Source organism: Agromyces humi, assembly GCF_009720255.1.
GTDB classification, from domain to species: Bacteria; Actinomycetota; Actinomycetes; order Actinomycetales; family Microbacteriaceae; genus Agromyces; species Agromyces humi.
Map to the genome: position 1 here is coordinate 1 of NZ_WJSP02000056.1, position 14,775 is coordinate 14,775.

Consider the following 14,775-nt stretch of genomic DNA (forward strand, 5'->3'; position numbering starts at 1 on the left):
CGCAGCCGGCGACGGCCTCAACCTCTGGGTTCCACTGCCGGTGCCGGCGCGCGACGTCTCCGAGCATCTGATGCGGCGGGGCTGGCTCGTGCGCACGGGCGACGAGTTCTCCCTCGCCGACGCAAGCGCGGTGCAGAGGCTCCGGCTCACGGTCCACGACCTCGCCGACGCCGACGCCGACCGGCTCGCCGGCGACGTGGCCGCGGCCGTTCTCGCCGCGGGCGGACGACTCGTCACCGGGATGGAATGATCGAGGGGTGAAGGTCCTCTCGATCCAGTCCGCCGTCGCCTACGGCCACGTGGGCAACTCCGCGGCCGTGTTCCCCCTGCAGCGCATCGGCGTCGAGGTCATGCCGGTGTACACCGTGAACTTCTCGAACCACACGGGCTACGGCGCCTGGCGGGGCCCGCTGATCAGTCCCGACGACGTGCGGGAGGTCATCGCGGGCATCGAGGACCGCGGGGCGTTCCCTGAGATCGACGTGATCCTCTCGGGTTACCAGGGCTCCGAGGGCATCGCCGACGTCATCCTCGACACAGTCGCGCGGATCAAGGCGGCGAACCCCGCGGCCGTCTACTCGTGCGATCCGGTGATGGGCAATGCGAAGAGCGGATGCTTCGTGGCGCCCGCGATCCCCGTGCTGCTGCGGGAGCGCGTGGTGCCGGCCGCCGACCTCATCACGCCGAACCAGTTCGAGCTCGGATACCTCACCGGGACGGAGCCCGGCTCGCTCGAGTCCACGCTGGAGTCGGTCGACCTGGCGCGCGCGTCGGGCCCCCGCACCGTGCTCGTCACGAGCGTGGAGCGACCCGACCGCGACGACGGCACCATCGAGATGCTCGCCGTCGACGACCGCGGCGCCTGGATCGTCCGGACCCCGCTGCTGCCGCTCAAGGCGAACGGCTCGGGCGACGTCACGGCGGCGCTCTTCACGGCGCACTACCGGCGCACGGGCGACGCGGCGGACGCGCTCGCGCGCACCGCGTCGAGCGTCTTCGACCTGCTCGAGAACACGCACGAGTCGGGCGAGCGCGAACTCCGGCTCGTCGAGTCCCAGGATGCCTACGCGCACCCGCGGATGCAGTTCGAGGCCCACCAGGTCCGCTGAGCCGTCAGGCCCGCTGAGCCGTCAGCCGGGCCACGCCTCGGCGATCTCCTGCCGCACCTCGCCGAGCAGCCGCGGCAGCGCCTTGGTGCCCGCGATGATCGGGAAGAAGTTCGCGTCGAGCGCCCACCGCGGCACGATGTGCTGGTGCAGGTGCTCCGCGATGCCCGCGCCGGCGATGCGCCCCTGGTTCATGCCGATGTTGAATCCGTCGCACCGGGAGACCTGCTTGACCACGCGCATCGCGATCTGCGTCAGCTCGCCGATCTCGGCGACCTCCTCGGGCGTGGCCTCGTCGTAGGTGGCGATGTGACGGTAGGGGCAGACCAGCAGGTGACCGCTGTTGTACGGGTAGAGGTTCAGCAGCACGTACGCCAGCGTGCCGCGCGCCACGATGAGCGACTGCTCGTCGCTCATCTCGGGCGCCCGGCAGAACGGGCAGGTGTGCTCGTCGGGCTGCTGGCCGTGCTGGATGTACACCAGCCGGTGCGGCGTCCACAGGCGCTGGAACGCGTCGGGCACGCCGGCGAGGTCGGACGCGGCATCCGTGGGGACCCCGTCGAACTCGTCGGCCTGGTATGCGCGCGTCATCCGAACAGGTCGTCCCTCGTCGTCACCTGGCGGCGGTCCTCGATGGCGGCGCGCACGCGTGCGACGGCGTCGGCGATCGGCACGCCGTTCTCCTGCGTGCCGTCGCGGAAACGGAAGCTCACGGTCTCGCCCGCGCGGTCGTTCTCGCCCGCGATGAGCTGGAACGGCACCTTCTGCGTGGTGTGCGTGCGGATCTTCTTCTGCATGCGGTCGTCGCTCGTGTCGAGCTCGGCGCGCACGCCGGCGCGACGGAGCTGGTCGACGATGCCGCCGAGGTAGTCGGCGTACTCGTCGGCGACGGGGATGCCGACGACCTGCACGGGCGCGAGCCAGACAGGGAAGGCGCCCGCGTAGTGCTCGATCAGCACGCCGAAGAACCGCTCGATGGACCCGAACTTCGCCGAGTGGATCATGACCGGCTGCTGGTGGGTGCCGTCGGCCGCGGTGTACTCGAGGCCGAAGCCCTCGGGCTGGTTGAAGTCGTACTGGATCGTCGACATCTGCCAGGTGCGGCCGATCGCGTCGCGCGCCTGCACCGAGATCTTCGGTCCGTAGAACGCCGCACCGCCCGGGTCGGGCACGAGCTCGAGGCCGGATGCCTCCGCGACCTCGCGGAGCACGTTCGTGGCGACCTCCCACTGCTCGTCGGTGCCCTTGAACTTGTCGGAGTTCGCGTCGCGGGTCGACAGCTCGAGGTAGAAGTCGTCGAGGCCGAAGTCGCGCAGGAGTCCGAGCACGAAGTCGAGGAGGTGCTTCACCTCGCCGGGCGCCTGCTCGGGCGTGACGTAGCTGTGCGAGTCGTCCTGGGTGAGGCCGCGCACGCGGGTGAGGCCCTGCACGACGCCCGACTTCTCATAGCGGTACACGGTGCCGAACTCGAAGAACCGCAGCGGGAGCTCGCGGTAGGAGCGCCCCCGTGACCGGAAGATGAGGTTCTGCATCGGGCAGTTCATCGCCTTGAGGTAGTACTCGCTGTTCTCTAGCTCCATCGGCGGGAACATCGTGTCCTTGTAGTACGGCAGGTGACCCGACAGCTCGAAGACGTGCGCCTTCGTGATGTGCGGGGTCGAGACGTACTGGAAGCCCTCCTCGATGTGGCGGCGGCGGACGTAGTCCTCCATCTCGCGCTTGATGATGCCGCCCCGGGGGTGGAACACCGGCAGCCCGCTCCCGATCTCCTCGGGGAACGAGAACAGGTCGAGTTCGGCGCCGAGCTTGCGGTGGTCGCGCCGCGCGGCCTCCTCGAGGCGGTGCTGGTACGCGCGCAGCTCGTCCTTCGTCGGCCAGGCCGTGCCGTAGATGCGCTGGAGCTGCGGGTTCTTCTCCGAGCCGCGCCAGTACGCCGCCGCGACGCGGGACAGCGCCCAGCCGTTGCCGATCATGCGCGTGTTCGGCAGGTGGGGTCCCCGGCAGAGGTCCTTCCACACGGTCTCGCCGGTCTTGGGGTCGACGTTGTCGTAGATGGTGAGCTCGGCGCCGCCCACCTCGACGTTCTCGCTCTCCTCGAACTGCGCGGTGCCGGTCTCGTGGCCCTTCAGCCCGATGAGCTCCAGCTTGTAGGGCTCGTGGGCGAGCTCGGCACGGGCCTCGTCGTCGGTGACGACGCGACGCATGAAGCGCTGGCCCTGGCGCACGATGCGCGCCATCTCCTTGTCGAGGGCCTTGAGGTCCTCGGGGGTGAACGACTGGGCGACGTCGAAGTCGTAGTAGAAGCCGTCGGTCACGGGCGGTCCGATGCCGAGCTTCGCCTCGGGGTTCACGGCCTGCACCGCCTGGGCCAGCACGTGGGCGGTCGAGTGGCGCAGGATGCCGAGTCCGTCGGGCGAGTCGATCGTGACGGCCTCGACGACGTCCGCGTCCGTCACGGTCGTGGCGAGGTCCTTGAGCTCGCCGTTGACGCGCATTGCGACAACGGATCGATCGGTGAAGAGCTCGAAGCCGTCGGCCACTGTGAACCACTCCCTCTGGGGTCGAAACGAACCCTTCAACTGTAGTGCGACCGCAGGGCCGGACCGGCCGCGGGTCGGCGGTCCGTGCGCACCCTGATGACGCCGCGGCATCCGGGTTCTAGAGTTTGCCTCATGTCCAGTTCAGACCCCACCGACGACGACCGCGGCGCAGCGGCCGGCAGCGCGCCCTTCTCCGACTTCGAGACCGACCTGACCGCGGAGGACTGGGCGGCCAAACGCCGAGCCGGCGAACTCGGATTCGGGCCGATCTTCTGGGCGCCCATCCAAGTGCTGTCCCCCACCACGACGATCGGACTCGGGCGCACGAACCTCACCCTCATCCGCCCGACGATCGTGCAGACGGACGCCGCGGAGCCGTACGCCGGGTTCGACCTCCGCGAATCACCGCACCGGAATCCCGCCGTGTCGGTGCACTTCAACCCCGCCGCCTACGGCGCGACGGGCCCGGGCACCTACGTGTTCACGTTCGCCGTCGACGCGCCCACGCGCGCCGCCTTCACGCCGACCGGCTACGCGGGCAGCGGCACCGTCGACGCACCGGGATCGATCCGCTTCAGCGGCCGGCGCGTCATCACGATCATCCTGCGGAACGTGCCGCCCGGCCTGGATGCCTCGGCGGCGATCGAGCAGACCTCGGGCGAGTCCTGGTCGTGGTTCAGCACGAGGATCGCACATCCCCCGCTCGTCTTCGATCCGCTCCTGCCGATCAGCTGACGACCGGAGCTCGCAGCCGGCCGAGCGCGCCGCTGCGTCGGATCGGCGCAAGCCGGTGCAGGTCGGCGCCGACGCTTGCAGCCGCTTTCAGCAAACATTGCAAGAAGTCGACTCTTCTTCGACATTCCTTCGCAGGCACTTGTGATGCTTCCGAGCGGCGACGTACAGTCGCCTCACTCGTGGGCGTCAGGCGCCCGCGGTGTCCGATGGCGTGCACCACCGAGAGGAACGAGTCGACGATGACGCGACGCACCACGCAGGCCCCGCCACCCGGCGGGCATCCCCGCCCGAAGCTGCTCAGGCGCCGCGCGATCGCGGTGGCGGCCGCATCGGCGATGCTCGCGGGCGCGGCGCTGGCTGCGCCACCCGCCGTCGCGGCATCCGCGGCACCGTCGGCAGCCGCACCGGTGGTCACCCGGGCGGCACTCGACCCCGCACTGGTCGCCGGCCGAGGCGCCGACGTGCCCTTCCTCGAACAGGAGGCGGAGCGGGCCGTGCACACGGGCACCGTCATCGGCCCCGATCGCACGGCGTACACCCTGCCGGCCGAGGCGTCGGGACGCAGCGCGGTGCAGTTGCAGGCCGGGCAGTACGTCGAGTTCACGCTGCCCGCGAGGACCAACGCGATCACCGTGCGCTACAGCATCCCCGACGCGGCCGACGGCGGCGGCATCCGATCGCCGCTCGACGTGACCGTGAACGGACGGCAGAAGCGCACGATGACGCTCACCTCCGAGTACTCCTGGCTCTACAACCAGTACCCGTTCACGAACGACCCGCACGCCGGCCTGCTTCACCCCGACTGGTGGATCACCGAATGCGGGTGCGTGCCCGGGCCCGACTACGCCGTCACCACGCCCTTCCGGCCCATGCACTTCTACGACGAGCAGCGGATGCTCCTGGGCAGGACGTACGAGGCAGGCGACGTCGTGCGGCTCGCGGTGCCCAAGCGGGCGACCGCGGAGCTCACCACGATCGACCTGCTCGACAGCGAACTGGTCGCAGCGCCCCACGTGCGACTGAAGGGGGCCAACGTGCTGCTGTTCGGCGCCGACCCGACCGGCCGGCGCGATGCCGCACCCGCGTTCGATCGCGCCATCGACTTCGCGAAGCGGCACGACCTGCCCGTGTACGTGCCACCGGGCACCTTCCGGGTCGACCGCCACCTGATCGTCGACGACGTGACCATCGAGGGGGCCGGCAACTGGTACACCACCATCCGCGGCAGCGAGGTCGCGCTCGCCGAGCCGGCGCCCGACGGCTCCGTGCACACCGGCGTGGGCTTCTACGGCAGGGATGCCGCGGACGGCGGCAGCACGAACGTGCACCTCTCCGGGTTCGCCATCGAGGGCGACGTGCGCGAGCGCATCGACACCGACCAGGTGAACGGCATCGGCGGCGCGATGAGCGACTCGACCATCGAGGGGCTCTACATCCGCCACACCAAGGTCGGCATGTGGTTCGACGGACCGATGGACGGTCTCGAGGTGCGCGACAGCATCATCGTCGACCAGATCGCCGACGGGCTCAACTTCCACACCGGCGTGACCGGATCCACCGTCGCGAACACGTTCGTGCGCAACACCGGCGACGACGGGCTCGCCATGTGGTCGGAGGCGGTGGCGAACGCGGGCAACGCGTTCGATCGCAACACGGTGCAGACGCCGACGCTCGCGAACGGCATCGCCATCTACGGCGGCACGGACACCACCGTGTCGGGCAACCTCGTCGCCGACCCGATCCGCGAGGGCAGCGCCCTGCATGTCGGCTCCAGGTTCGGCGCCGAGCCCTTCACGGGCTCGCTCGCGATCGTCGAGAACACCACCGTGCGCGCAGGGACGTACGAACTCAACTGGAACATCGGGCTGGGGGCCATCTGGTTCTACGCGCTCGACCGATCGATCGACCAGGCCGACATCCGCGTGAGCGGCGACCACTTCCTCGACAGCACCTACAACGCGATCATGCTCGTGTCCGACTGGCCCGTGAAGGACCAGGTCTCCATCTCGGGCGTGCACTTCGGCGACGTCCGTGTCGACGGCACCGGCACGTCCGTGGTCAGTGCCAGGGTCGCCGGCTCGGCATCGTTCGAGAACGTCGACGCGCGCAACGTCGGGGCGGTGGGCGTGAACAACTGCGGCACGTTCCACTTCACGCCGGCCGGCTCGGAGTTCTCGCTCGGCGACCTCGGCGGCAACGACTCGAGCGGCGTGAACACGACCGGACCCTGGCTCGCACCGTGGGAGCTGCCCAACACGATCACCTGCGACGACCGGCCGCCGGTGGTCGCACCACCCGCGCCGTCACCCTGGTGACGTGAACTGATCGCGAGGGAGCCGGATGCCTCGAACGGGGCATCCGGCTCCCCAGCTGCGGACGGCATCCCGAGGGAATGCGAAAGGCCCCGGCGATGCCGGGGCCTTGTCGTGGTGGGCGATACTGGGATCGAACCAGTGACCTCTTCCGTGTCAGGGAAGCGCGCTACCGCTGCGCCAATCGCCCAAGTCGAGAATCGAGGTTTCTCAGCTTGGAGGTGGATACGGGATTCGAACCCGTGTATACGGCTTTGCAGGCCGCTGCCTCGCCTCTCGGCCAATCCACCGCGTTTGGGTTCACCACCAGAAGAACAGGAATGAACTCACGCTCATTCCCGATCAGAGCGGATGACGAGATTCGAACTCGCGACCCTCACCTTGGCAAGGTGATGCGCTACCACTGCGCCACATCCGCGTTGCCCGCATTTCTGCGTGCAGAGAGACTCTAACTGATCCGGTGAACGAATCACAAACTGAGCGGACCGGGTGGCCGGTTCCCCCCGGTCATCGGGGCATTCGAGGCCCGAATCCCGGGCGTGTCGACGCACTCGGCGCGCCCGGGCGGCTGCCCGCCGGCCGTCGATGTGCAATCGGCCCGCCGGGTCGGCTAGTATCGAGTCCGCGGTCACCACGGTGCACCGCGATCCCACATGGGCGATTGGCGCAGCTGGTAGCGCGCTTCCTTCACACGGAAGAGGTCGTCGGTTCGAGCCCGGCATCGCCCACGAACGCCTCCCACTCCACTGGGGGGCGTTCTTCGTTTCAGCGCCAGCCGTACCGATCGCCGAGCGCCCGCGTGAGGAGCGCGTAGCGAGCGGCGTCGAGCGAGGCGGCCTCGCGGCGCATCCCCCCGGTGCGCACTCGGAAGACGCGGTCGATCCGTACCCAGCTCGGCCGTCCGGAGGCGTCCCACGCGCCGGTTCCGAGGCTCAGGAAGTCGCGGTCGCCGTCGTGCGCCTTGCTCGTGAGTTGGACGGCGAGGAAGTCCGCACTGCCCGACGCGGCGACGATCACGACCGGCCGGTCCTTGCCGCGGCCGTCGCGCTCCTCGTACGGCACCCACGTCCACACGATCTCGCCCGGGTCGGGTTCCCCGTCGTGCGACGGCGCGTACGTGAGGCGCACGTCCCGCAGGCGCGCCGGGTCGACCTCGACCGTGGCCGCCGGCCCCGACTGGCCCGGCGAGAGCAGCCCGGCGGGGGCCCCGGTACCTGCCGTCGCGGCATCCGGAGCGCCGCTCGAGGTGGTGGACGTGCGTGCTCCCGAGAACCTCCCGAACACACGCCCGAGGGCGGTGAGGAAGCGGCTGGTGTCTGGCACACCGGCACACTACCCCACCGCCCTCGCGGTGGATCAGCGTCGTCAGACGGTCTCGAGCTTGTACGCGTCCTCGCCGTGCACGACCGTGTCGATGCCGGCGATCTCGTCCTCGTTCTTCACACGGAAGCCGATGGTCTTCTGCACCACGAATCCGATGACCAGGGCGAGCACGAAGGAGTAGACCATGACCGAGACGGCCGCGATCGCCTGCACCAGCAGCTGCGTGAGGTTGCCGCTGTAGATGAGGCCGGTGGTGTTGGCGAAGAAGCCCAGGTAGAGCGTGCCGATGAGGCCGCCGACGAGGTGGATGCCCACGACGTCGAGCGAGTCGTCGAAGCCCCAGCGGAACTTCAGGTCCACCGCGAGCGCGCAGACCGCGCCGGCGACGACGCCCAGCACGATCGCCCAGATCGGGGTGAGGAAGGCACACGCAGGGGTGATCGCAACGAGGCCCGCGACGGCACCGGATGCCGCGCCGACCGACGTCGGCTTGCCGTCCTTGATCTTCTCGACGACCAGCCAGGCCAGCAGTGCGGCAGCGGGAGCCGCGAGCGTGTTGATCCAGGCGACGGCGGCGGTGTTGTCGGCGGCGAGCTCGGAGCCCGCGTTGAACCCGAACCAGCCGAACCAGAGGAGGCCCGCACCGAGGAGCACGAACGGCGGGTTGTGGGGCACGTGCGCGCCCTTCGAGAACCCGACGCGCTTGCCGAGCACGAGCGCGAGGGCCAGGGCCGCCGCACCGGCGTTGATGTGCACCGCAGTGCCGCCGGCGAAGTCGAGGGCGCCGACACCGAAGACCTGCTGCATGCCGTAGGTGATCCAGCCGCCGTAGGCGAAGCTGCCGTCGTCGGCCAGGCCGAAGTTGAACACCCAGCTCGCGACGGGGAAGTACACGACCGTCGCCCACACTGCGGCGAAGATCATCCACGCACCGAACTTGGCGCGGTCCGCGATGGCGCCCGAGATCAGCGCCACGGTGATGATCGCGAAGGTCGCCTGGAATCCGACGAAGGCGAGCGGCGGGTACGCGGCGCCCTCAGGGGTCTCGAGGAGGCTCTCCAGGCCGATCGCCGACCAGTCGATCGACCACGGGGCGGCGAGTCCCTCAGCCGAGGGGAAGGCGATGGCGTAGCCGTAGAGCACCCAGAGGACGCCGATGAGGCCCATCGCGCCGAAGCTCAGCATCATCATGCTGATGACGCTCTTCGCCTTGACGAGTCCGCCGTAGAAGAACGCGAGTCCGGGCGTCATCAGCAACACGAGTGCTGCGGATATCAGTAGGAACGCCGTGTTGCCTTGATCCATCTCGAACCTCTCTCAGTGCAGGGTTGGGGAACCTGATGCGGTCCAGTCTCATGACGGGACGTTTCGAGAGGGATCGTGTTGTGTTTCGGGTTCGTTACGGCCTCGGCCATCCACGTAAACAGCAGATTTCGGCGGGCCGCACGATCGGTGTGAATCCGCGCGGTCGCGGCATCAGACCGACGCGCGACGCGTTGGCGGATGCCGCGTGCGCGACGTCAGTCGTGCGGCGGCAGCTCGCCCGTGGTGAGGGCGATCATGCGGCTCATGGCGCGCAGGTACTTCTTCCGGTAGCCGCCGCCCATCATCTCGTCATCGAAGACCTGGTCGAGCGGGATGCCGCTCGCGATGATCGGCACCTCGGCGTCGTAGACCCGGTCGATGAACGCCACGAGGCGGAGCGCGGCGTTCTGGTTCGAGAGTTCGTGCACGCCCTCGAGGGCGATGAACTCGACGCCCTGGATGAGCTTGATGTACTTCGACGGATGCACCGTGGCGAGATGGGCGATGAGCTCGTCGAAGCCGTCGAGGGAGACGCGGTGGCCGCGGGCGGCCAGCGCCTCGGCGGTGTGCGTCACCGTGGCCGCGTCGGGGATCGCCTCGGCGTGCCCCTCGGTGTCGCGGCGACGGTAGTCGAGGCCGTCGATGCGCAGCGTCTCGAAGTTCGACGAGAGCGCGTGGATCTCGCGGAGGAAGTCGGAGGCCGCGAACCGCCCCTCGCCGAGCGCGTTCGGCGGCGTGTTCGAGGTCGCCGCCACCCGGGTTCCACCGGCCATGAGCTCGCCGAGGAAGCGCGTCATGAGCATGGTGTCGCCCGGGTCGTCGAGCTCGAACTCGTCGATGCAGACCAGGCGCGCGCCGCGGAGGAGCTCGACGGCCTGCGCGTACCCGAGCGCGCCGACCAGCGCGGTGTACTCGATGAAGGTGCCGAAGTACTTCGGTCCGTGGGCGACGTGCCAGAGCGCGGCGAGCAGGTGCGTCTTGCCGACGCCGAAGCCGCCGTCGAGGTAGACGCCCGGAAGCTCGATGCGAGCGGGCCGCTTGCGCGAGAAGAACCCGCCGGGCCGCTGCGCGGCGCGCCAGGCGCCGGCGAACTCCTTGAGCCGGTCGAGGGCCGCCTGCTGGGAGGGGAAGTCGGGGTCGGGCCGGTACGATTCGAAGGACGCGTGCTCGAACTGCGGCGGCGGGGCCAGTTCCGAGGCGATCTCGGCCGCCGAGATGGTGGGATTCCGCTCGATCAGGCGGATGAGGGCATGGCTCGCGACCGTGGTCATGCTGGAGGGACTCCCGTATTGCACCGGATGACGGGCATGCTGACTTCCACCCGCACGCCGCGTAGATTCGAGGTGGACAGGTCACCAGCCTAGTCCGCTCCCCCGCACACCCGTCCGATCGGACGATCCCTGGAGGTTCCATGTCCGCCGAGTTCGACTCCGCCGCCAAGTTCGCCGAGTACGCGCATCCCGAGCGCCTCGTCACCACCGAATGGCTCGCCGAACACCTCGGGCAACCCGGCCTCGTGGTGGTCGAATCCGACGAGGACGTCCTGCTCTACGAGACCGGGCACATCCCCGGCGCCGTGAAGGTCGACTGGCACACCGACCTCAACGACCCGGTCGTTCGCGACTACCTCACGGGCGAGCAGTTCGCCGCCCTGCTCGGATCGAAGGGCATCGCCCGCGACACGACCGTCGTGATCTACGGCGACAAGAACAACTGGTGGGCGGCGTACGCCCTGTGGGTGTTCACGCTCTTCGGCCACGAGGACGTGCGCCTGCTCGACGGCGGCCGGGACCTCTGGATCAGCGAGGGGCGCCCGCTCACCACCGACGTCACCGAGGTGACGCCCGTCGAGTACCCCGTCGTGGAGCGCGACGACTCCGTGGTCCGCGCGTTCAAGGAGGACGTGCTCGAGCACTTCGGCAACCCCCTCATCGACGTGCGCTCCCCCGAGGAGTACACCGGCGAGCGCACGAGCGCCCCGGCATACCCCGAGGAGGGCGCCCTGCGCGCGGGGCACATCCCCACCGCGGCATCCGTGCCCTGGGCCCGCGCCGCCGCGGCCGACGGCACCTTCAAGAACCGCACCGAGCTCGACGCGATCTACCGCGATGAGGCCGGCCTCAGCGACGGCGACGACGTGATCGCGTACTGCCGCATCGGCGAGCGCTCGAGCCACACCTGGTTCGTGCTCACGCACCTGCTCGGCTTCGAGCACGTGCGCAACTACGACGGCTCCTGGACCGAGTGGGGCAGCGCGGTGCGCGTGCCCATCGCGACGGGCAGCGAGCGCGGCGAGGTCCCGACCCGCTAGTCCGCAGGGCGGGCCGCGTCACGCGTCCGCAGTGGGAGAATGGATCCGATGGACGCCACGACCCTGCCCGCCCGACTCGCCGAGACCCGCGAGGACTTCCTCGCGCTCGGCGTCCGTGACCGCCTGCAGCTGCTGCTCGAGTTCTCCAACGAGTTGCCCGAGCTGCCCGAGCGGTACCGCGATCACCCCGACCTCTTCGAGAAGGTCGAGGAGTGCCAGTCGCCGGTCTTCATCTTCGTGGAGGTCGAGCACGACCGGGTACACCTGCACGCCACCGCACCGGCCGAATCCCCCACGACGCGCGGGTTCGCCTCGATCCTCGTGCAGGGACTCGACGGGCTCTCCGTCGACGACGTGCTCGCGGTGCCCGCCGACTACCCGCAGTCGCTCGGCCTGTCCGAGGCGGTGTCCCCGCTGCGCGTGCGCGGCATGTCGGGCATGCTCGCCCGGGTGCGCCGACAGGTCCGGGAGCGCGTCGCGGCCTGAGCGGTCGGGTCGACTTCCGCGCAGGCGAGCTGGCAGGCGGCATCAGCCGGCGATCTCCGCCTCCTCGGCGAGACGCCGCACGTCGGCATCGCTGCGTTCGAGCCATCCGCGCACGAGCCGCGTCCACCGCGCTGGGTCGTGGTTCCAGAGCTTCGTGTGGCGGGCGCCCGCGAAGACCTCGAACTGCACGAGGTCGGGGCGGGCGGCCGCGAGCCGTCGCGACCCGTCGATCGGCACGTAGCCGTCGTCCTCGCTGTGCATGAGCAGGATGGGCACGTCGAGCTCGTCGGCGCGGGCGACGGGGTCGAGCTCCTCGACCGAGATGGGCGCCGCCAGGCCGGTGAGCCCGCCGCTCCACGGTCCGCCGAGGAGGCGCACGACGACGTCGCCGTAGCCCGGGGGCAGCTTCTGCAGCGTGCCCTGGAAGCGGAGGATGTCGACCCAGTCGATGGCCGGCGAGTCGAGGATGACGCCGACGAGGCGCTCGCGCACGGCGGCCGAGCGCAGCACGGCCTGGAGCACGATCGAGCCGCCCATGGACCAGCCCATCAGCACGATCCGCTCCGCGCCGTGCTGCTCGGCGTAGCGGACCGCCGCAACCACGTCGGCCCACTCGGTGCCGCCGAGTCCGTAGCGGCGATCGGCGCTCTCGGGCGCCTCGCCGTCATTGCGATAGGAGACGAGCAGCGTGTTCCAGCCGGCATCCCGTGCCGGATCGACGGCGCGCAGCCCCTCCTGGCGCTTCGCGCCGCGACCGTGCACCTGCACCACCCACTGCGTCGACGGCACGGCCGCCGGCACGAACCACGCGGGCGCGGGGCCGAGCGGCGTCTCGACGAGCACGTTCTCGTACGCGTGGCCGAGCTCCCACGGCCCGAGGTGGTACCAGCCGTTGATGCGTCCGCGCGCGGCACGGTCGAGCCGGCCGAAGTCCACGGCGTCGACCCGACGGCGCACGGTGTGGTCGGTCTCCCCGAGGATCTCGCCGAGCCGGGCATGCCCCGAGTCACGCTCGAACCAGAGCCCGTACCGGCCGCGCATGCGCGTCTCCTCGGAAGCGGCGAGCACGACCTCGCCCCGCGGCAGGTCGACGGACAGGATCCGCACGTCCTCGGTGCGCGTGGTGGGCGGGGTCACCACCCGCCGCGCCATGACCACCGTCGTCACGGCCGCGACCGCCCCGACGGCGGCGGCGAGCAGTCCGATGGCCGTCCCGGCGATCCGCACCCCACTCACCGAGTCCGCTCCTCGACCCATCCCTGCGCCCTCCCCGCGAAGCCGTTGGTTCGTCTGGGCGGCGGTGCGGCGTGCCGTCGCCCTGCGCCCCATCCGAGACTCTAGTCTGCACACGTGCCCGACTCCTCGACGCATCATCCCGCAGAGTTCGAGGCCGCACTCGATGCCGTGCGTGCGGCCTCGCCGCGTACGGAGCTGCGCGTCTCGGAGATCCCCGCGCCGGGCTCGCTCGCCCCCTTCGCCGTCGCCCTGTCGGCGGATGTCGCACCGAGCCGTCACGAGGTCGACTCCGACCTGGGCACGGGTCGCTTCGTCCTGCTCTACGATCCCACGGAGCCCGAGGCCTGGGGCGGCCGCTTCCGCGTCGTGTGCTTCGCGCAGGCCCCCCTCGAGACCGACATCGGACTCGACCCGTTCCTCGCGGACGTCGCCTGGTCGTGGCTCGTCGACGCGCTCGACGCGCGCGGCGCACGGTACATCGCGGCATCCGGCACCGCGACCAAGATCCTCTCGACCGGCTTCGGCGAGCTCGCACGCCAGGGCGACGGCGCCCAGATCGAGGTGCGTGCGTCGTGGACGCCCCTCGATGCCGCCGTCGGCCCGCATGTGGAAGGCTGGGGTGAGTTGTTGTGCATGCTCGCGGGGCTGCCGCCTCGCTCAGAGGGGGTGACCGCCCTGCCCCGACGGAGGACCGACCGTGGATGAATTCCGGGTGATCGAATCGCCCGCCGACTTCGACGACGCGGTCCGGCGCCTCGACGAGGGCGAGGGACCCATCGCGGTGGACGCGGAGCGGGCGAGCGGGTTCCGGTACTCGCAGCGCGCCTATCTCATCCAGATGTATCGCCGGGGTGCGGGCACGTTCCTCTTCGACCCGCCCCAGATCCCCGACTTCTCGCCGCTGCAGCAGGCCATCAGCGGCGACGAGTGGGTGCTGCACGCCGCCAGCCAGGACCTCGCGTGCCTCCGAGAGGTGGGGCTCGATCCCGAGCGCATCTTCGACACCGAGCTGGCGGCGCGACTCCTCGGGATGCCGCGCGTCGGACTCGCGTCGGTGGTCGAGGAGCTGCTCGGGGTGCATCTGGCGAAGGAGCACTCGGCGGCCGACTGGTCGACCCGGCCGCTCCCGCAGGCGTGGTTGACCTACGCCGCGCTCGACGTGGAGCTGCTCGTCGACGTGCGCGACGCGCTCGTGGCGCGGCTCGATGAGGCGGGGAAGACCGGGCTCGCCGAGCAGGAGTTCCAGGCCGTGCTCGACCGCGAGGCCAAGGTGCCTGCCGCTGAGCCGTGGCGCCGGCTCTCGGGCATCCACGGCATCCGGAGCCCGCGGAGCCTCGCGGTCGCCAGGGAGCTGTGGCTCGCCCGCGACGCGCGAGCCTCCGAGCTCGACGTCGCACCCGGACGCATGGTGCCCGACGCAT

General features: G+C 70.2%; 13 protein-coding genes, 4 tRNA genes and 1 pseudogene. 9 read left to right on the forward strand and 9 right to left on the reverse strand.

From position 1 onward, the window contains the following. Together GH736_RS07445 and pdxY are read left to right on the forward strand one after the other, a co-directional pair. Positions 1 to 250 (forward strand): annotated as a pseudogene (locus GH736_RS07445) (transcriptional regulator PtsJ); the annotation flags it as partial. Between the two features lie 7 nt (positions 251 to 257). Next, on the forward strand, positions 258 to 1,109 hold the full coding sequence (gene pdxY / locus GH736_RS07450; protein ID WP_159601743.1) for a pyridoxal kinase PdxY: 852 nt from the start codon (positions 258 to 260) through the stop codon (positions 1,107 to 1,109). Between the two features lie 21 nt (positions 1,110 to 1,130). Here pdxY and GH736_RS07455 read toward each other — a convergent pair whose 3' ends face one another. Both GH736_RS07455 and thrS read right to left on the reverse strand, forming a co-directional pair. Continuing rightward, on the reverse strand, positions 1,131 to 1,697 hold the full coding sequence (locus GH736_RS07455; protein WP_159601745.1) for an HIT family protein: 567 nt from the start codon (positions 1,695 to 1,697) through the stop codon (positions 1,131 to 1,133). Next, positions 1,694 to 3,601, reverse strand: a complete 1,908-nt coding sequence (thrS, locus tag GH736_RS07460) for a threonine--tRNA ligase (protein WP_235933877.1) — start codon at positions 3,599 to 3,601, stop codon at positions 1,694 to 1,696. Before thrS ends, GH736_RS07455 begins: the two co-directional genes overlap by 4 nt. A gap of 177 nt (positions 3,602 to 3,778) precedes the next feature. On the opposite strand from thrS, the gene GH736_RS07465 reads away from it, so the two are divergent. Next, on the forward strand, positions 3,779 to 4,381 hold the full coding sequence (locus GH736_RS07465; RefSeq protein WP_159601749.1) for a hypothetical protein: 603 nt from the start codon (positions 3,779 to 3,781) through the stop codon (positions 4,379 to 4,381). A gap of 239 nt (positions 4,382 to 4,620) precedes the next feature. Beyond that, positions 4,621 to 6,696 (forward strand): glycosyl hydrolase family 28-related protein, encoded by a 2,076-nt coding sequence (locus tag GH736_RS07470; RefSeq protein WP_159601751.1) that lies wholly within the window; start codon positions 4,621 to 4,623, stop codon positions 6,694 to 6,696. 112 nt (positions 6,697 to 6,808) lie between these two features. Here GH736_RS07470 and GH736_RS07475 read toward each other — a convergent pair. The 3 genes from GH736_RS07475 to GH736_RS07485 all read right to left on the reverse strand — a co-directional run bounded on the left by GH736_RS07475 (position 6,809) and on the right by GH736_RS07485 (position 7,111). Beyond that, positions 6,809 to 6,883: transfer RNA gene (locus GH736_RS07475), tRNA-Val, on the reverse strand. Positions 6,884 to 6,909: 26 nt separating this feature from the next. Next, positions 6,910 to 6,983 (reverse strand) — tRNA-Cys (locus tag GH736_RS07480). Between the two features lie 56 nt (positions 6,984 to 7,039). After that, positions 7,040 to 7,111: transfer RNA gene (locus GH736_RS07485), tRNA-Gly, on the reverse strand. 237 nt (positions 7,112 to 7,348) lie between these two features. Between GH736_RS07485 and GH736_RS07490 the strand changes: the two genes are divergently transcribed. Beyond that, positions 7,349 to 7,421 (forward strand) — tRNA-Val (locus GH736_RS07490). Between the two features lie 37 nt (positions 7,422 to 7,458). On the opposite strand, the gene GH736_RS07495 is transcribed toward GH736_RS07490, so the two are convergent. The 3 genes from GH736_RS07495 to zapE form a co-directional block, all read right to left on the reverse strand. Further along, positions 7,459 to 8,016: a type II toxin-antitoxin system PemK/MazF family toxin gene (locus tag GH736_RS07495; RefSeq protein ID WP_235933876.1), complete on the reverse strand. Its 558-nt coding sequence runs from the start codon at positions 8,014 to 8,016 to the stop codon at positions 7,459 to 7,461. A 42-nt stretch (positions 8,017 to 8,058) separates the two neighbouring features. Beyond that, positions 8,059 to 9,321, reverse strand: coding sequence for an ammonium transporter (locus GH736_RS07500; protein WP_159601753.1), 1,263 nt, complete (start codon positions 9,319 to 9,321; stop codon positions 8,059 to 8,061). Between the two features lie 215 nt (positions 9,322 to 9,536). Next, the gene (zapE, locus tag GH736_RS07505) at positions 9,537 to 10,592 is read right to left on the reverse strand and encodes a cell division protein ZapE (RefSeq protein ID WP_159601755.1); all 1,056 of its coding nucleotides are present in this window, start codon (positions 10,590 to 10,592) and stop codon (positions 9,537 to 9,539) included. Between the two features lie 140 nt (positions 10,593 to 10,732). Between zapE and GH736_RS07510 the strand changes: the two genes are divergently transcribed. Together GH736_RS07510 and GH736_RS07515 are read left to right on the forward strand one after the other, a co-directional pair. After that, positions 10,733 to 11,632 carry a sulfurtransferase gene (locus GH736_RS07510; RefSeq protein ID WP_159601757.1) on the forward strand — a complete coding sequence of 300 codons (900 nt, stop codon included), beginning with the start codon at positions 10,733 to 10,735 and terminating at the stop codon, positions 11,630 to 11,632. A 48-nt stretch (positions 11,633 to 11,680) separates the two neighbouring features. Continuing rightward, entirely contained in the window at positions 11,681 to 12,118 is a 438-nt protein-coding gene (locus GH736_RS07515) for a SufE family protein (RefSeq protein ID WP_159601759.1), read from the forward strand. Positions 12,119 to 12,160: 42 nt separating this feature from the next. On the opposite strand, the gene GH736_RS07520 is transcribed toward GH736_RS07515, so the two are convergent. Further along, complete coding sequence (locus GH736_RS07520; protein ID WP_159601761.1) at positions 12,161 to 13,354, reverse strand: alpha/beta hydrolase family protein; 1,194 nt, start codon at positions 13,352 to 13,354, stop codon at positions 12,161 to 12,163. A 114-nt stretch (positions 13,355 to 13,468) separates the two neighbouring features. Between GH736_RS07520 and GH736_RS07525 the strand changes: the two genes are divergently transcribed. Both GH736_RS07525 and GH736_RS07530 read left to right on the forward strand, forming a co-directional pair. Further along, the gene (locus GH736_RS07525; protein ID WP_159601763.1) at positions 13,469 to 14,059 is read left to right on the forward strand and encodes a DUF3000 domain-containing protein; all 591 of its coding nucleotides are present in this window, start codon (positions 13,469 to 13,471) and stop codon (positions 14,057 to 14,059) included. Continuing rightward, on the forward strand, positions 14,052 to 14,775 hold a 724-nt coding region (locus tag GH736_RS07530; RefSeq protein WP_407922329.1), incomplete at its 3' end, for a ribonuclease D. The genes GH736_RS07525 and GH736_RS07530, both read left to right, overlap by 8 nt.

Coding starts and splice junctions, on each gene's coding strand:
- zapE (WP_159601755.1), bottom strand. CDS start 10,592: ATGACCACGGTCGCGAGCCATGCCCTCATCCGCCTGATCGAGCGGAAT.
- GH736_RS07515 (WP_159601759.1), top strand. CDS start 11,681: ATGGACGCCACGACCCTGCCCGCCCGACTCGCCGAGACCCGCGAGGAC.
- GH736_RS07465 (WP_159601749.1), top strand. CDS start 3,779: ATGTCCAGTTCAGACCCCACCGACGACGACCGCGGCGCAGCGGCCGGC.
- GH736_RS07455 (WP_159601745.1), bottom strand. CDS start 1,697: ATGACGCGCGCATACCAGGCCGACGAGTTCGACGGGGTCCCCACGGAT.
- thrS (WP_235933877.1), bottom strand. CDS start 3,601: ATGCGCGTCAACGGCGAGCTCAAGGACCTCGCCACGACCGTGACGGAC.
- GH736_RS07470 (WP_159601751.1), top strand. CDS start 4,621: ATGACGCGACGCACCACGCAGGCCCCGCCACCCGGCGGGCATCCCCGC.
- GH736_RS07510 (WP_159601757.1), top strand. CDS start 10,733: ATGTCCGCCGAGTTCGACTCCGCCGCCAAGTTCGCCGAGTACGCGCAT.
- GH736_RS07500 (WP_159601753.1), bottom strand. CDS start 9,321: ATGGATCAAGGCAACACGGCGTTCCTACTGATATCCGCAGCACTCGTG.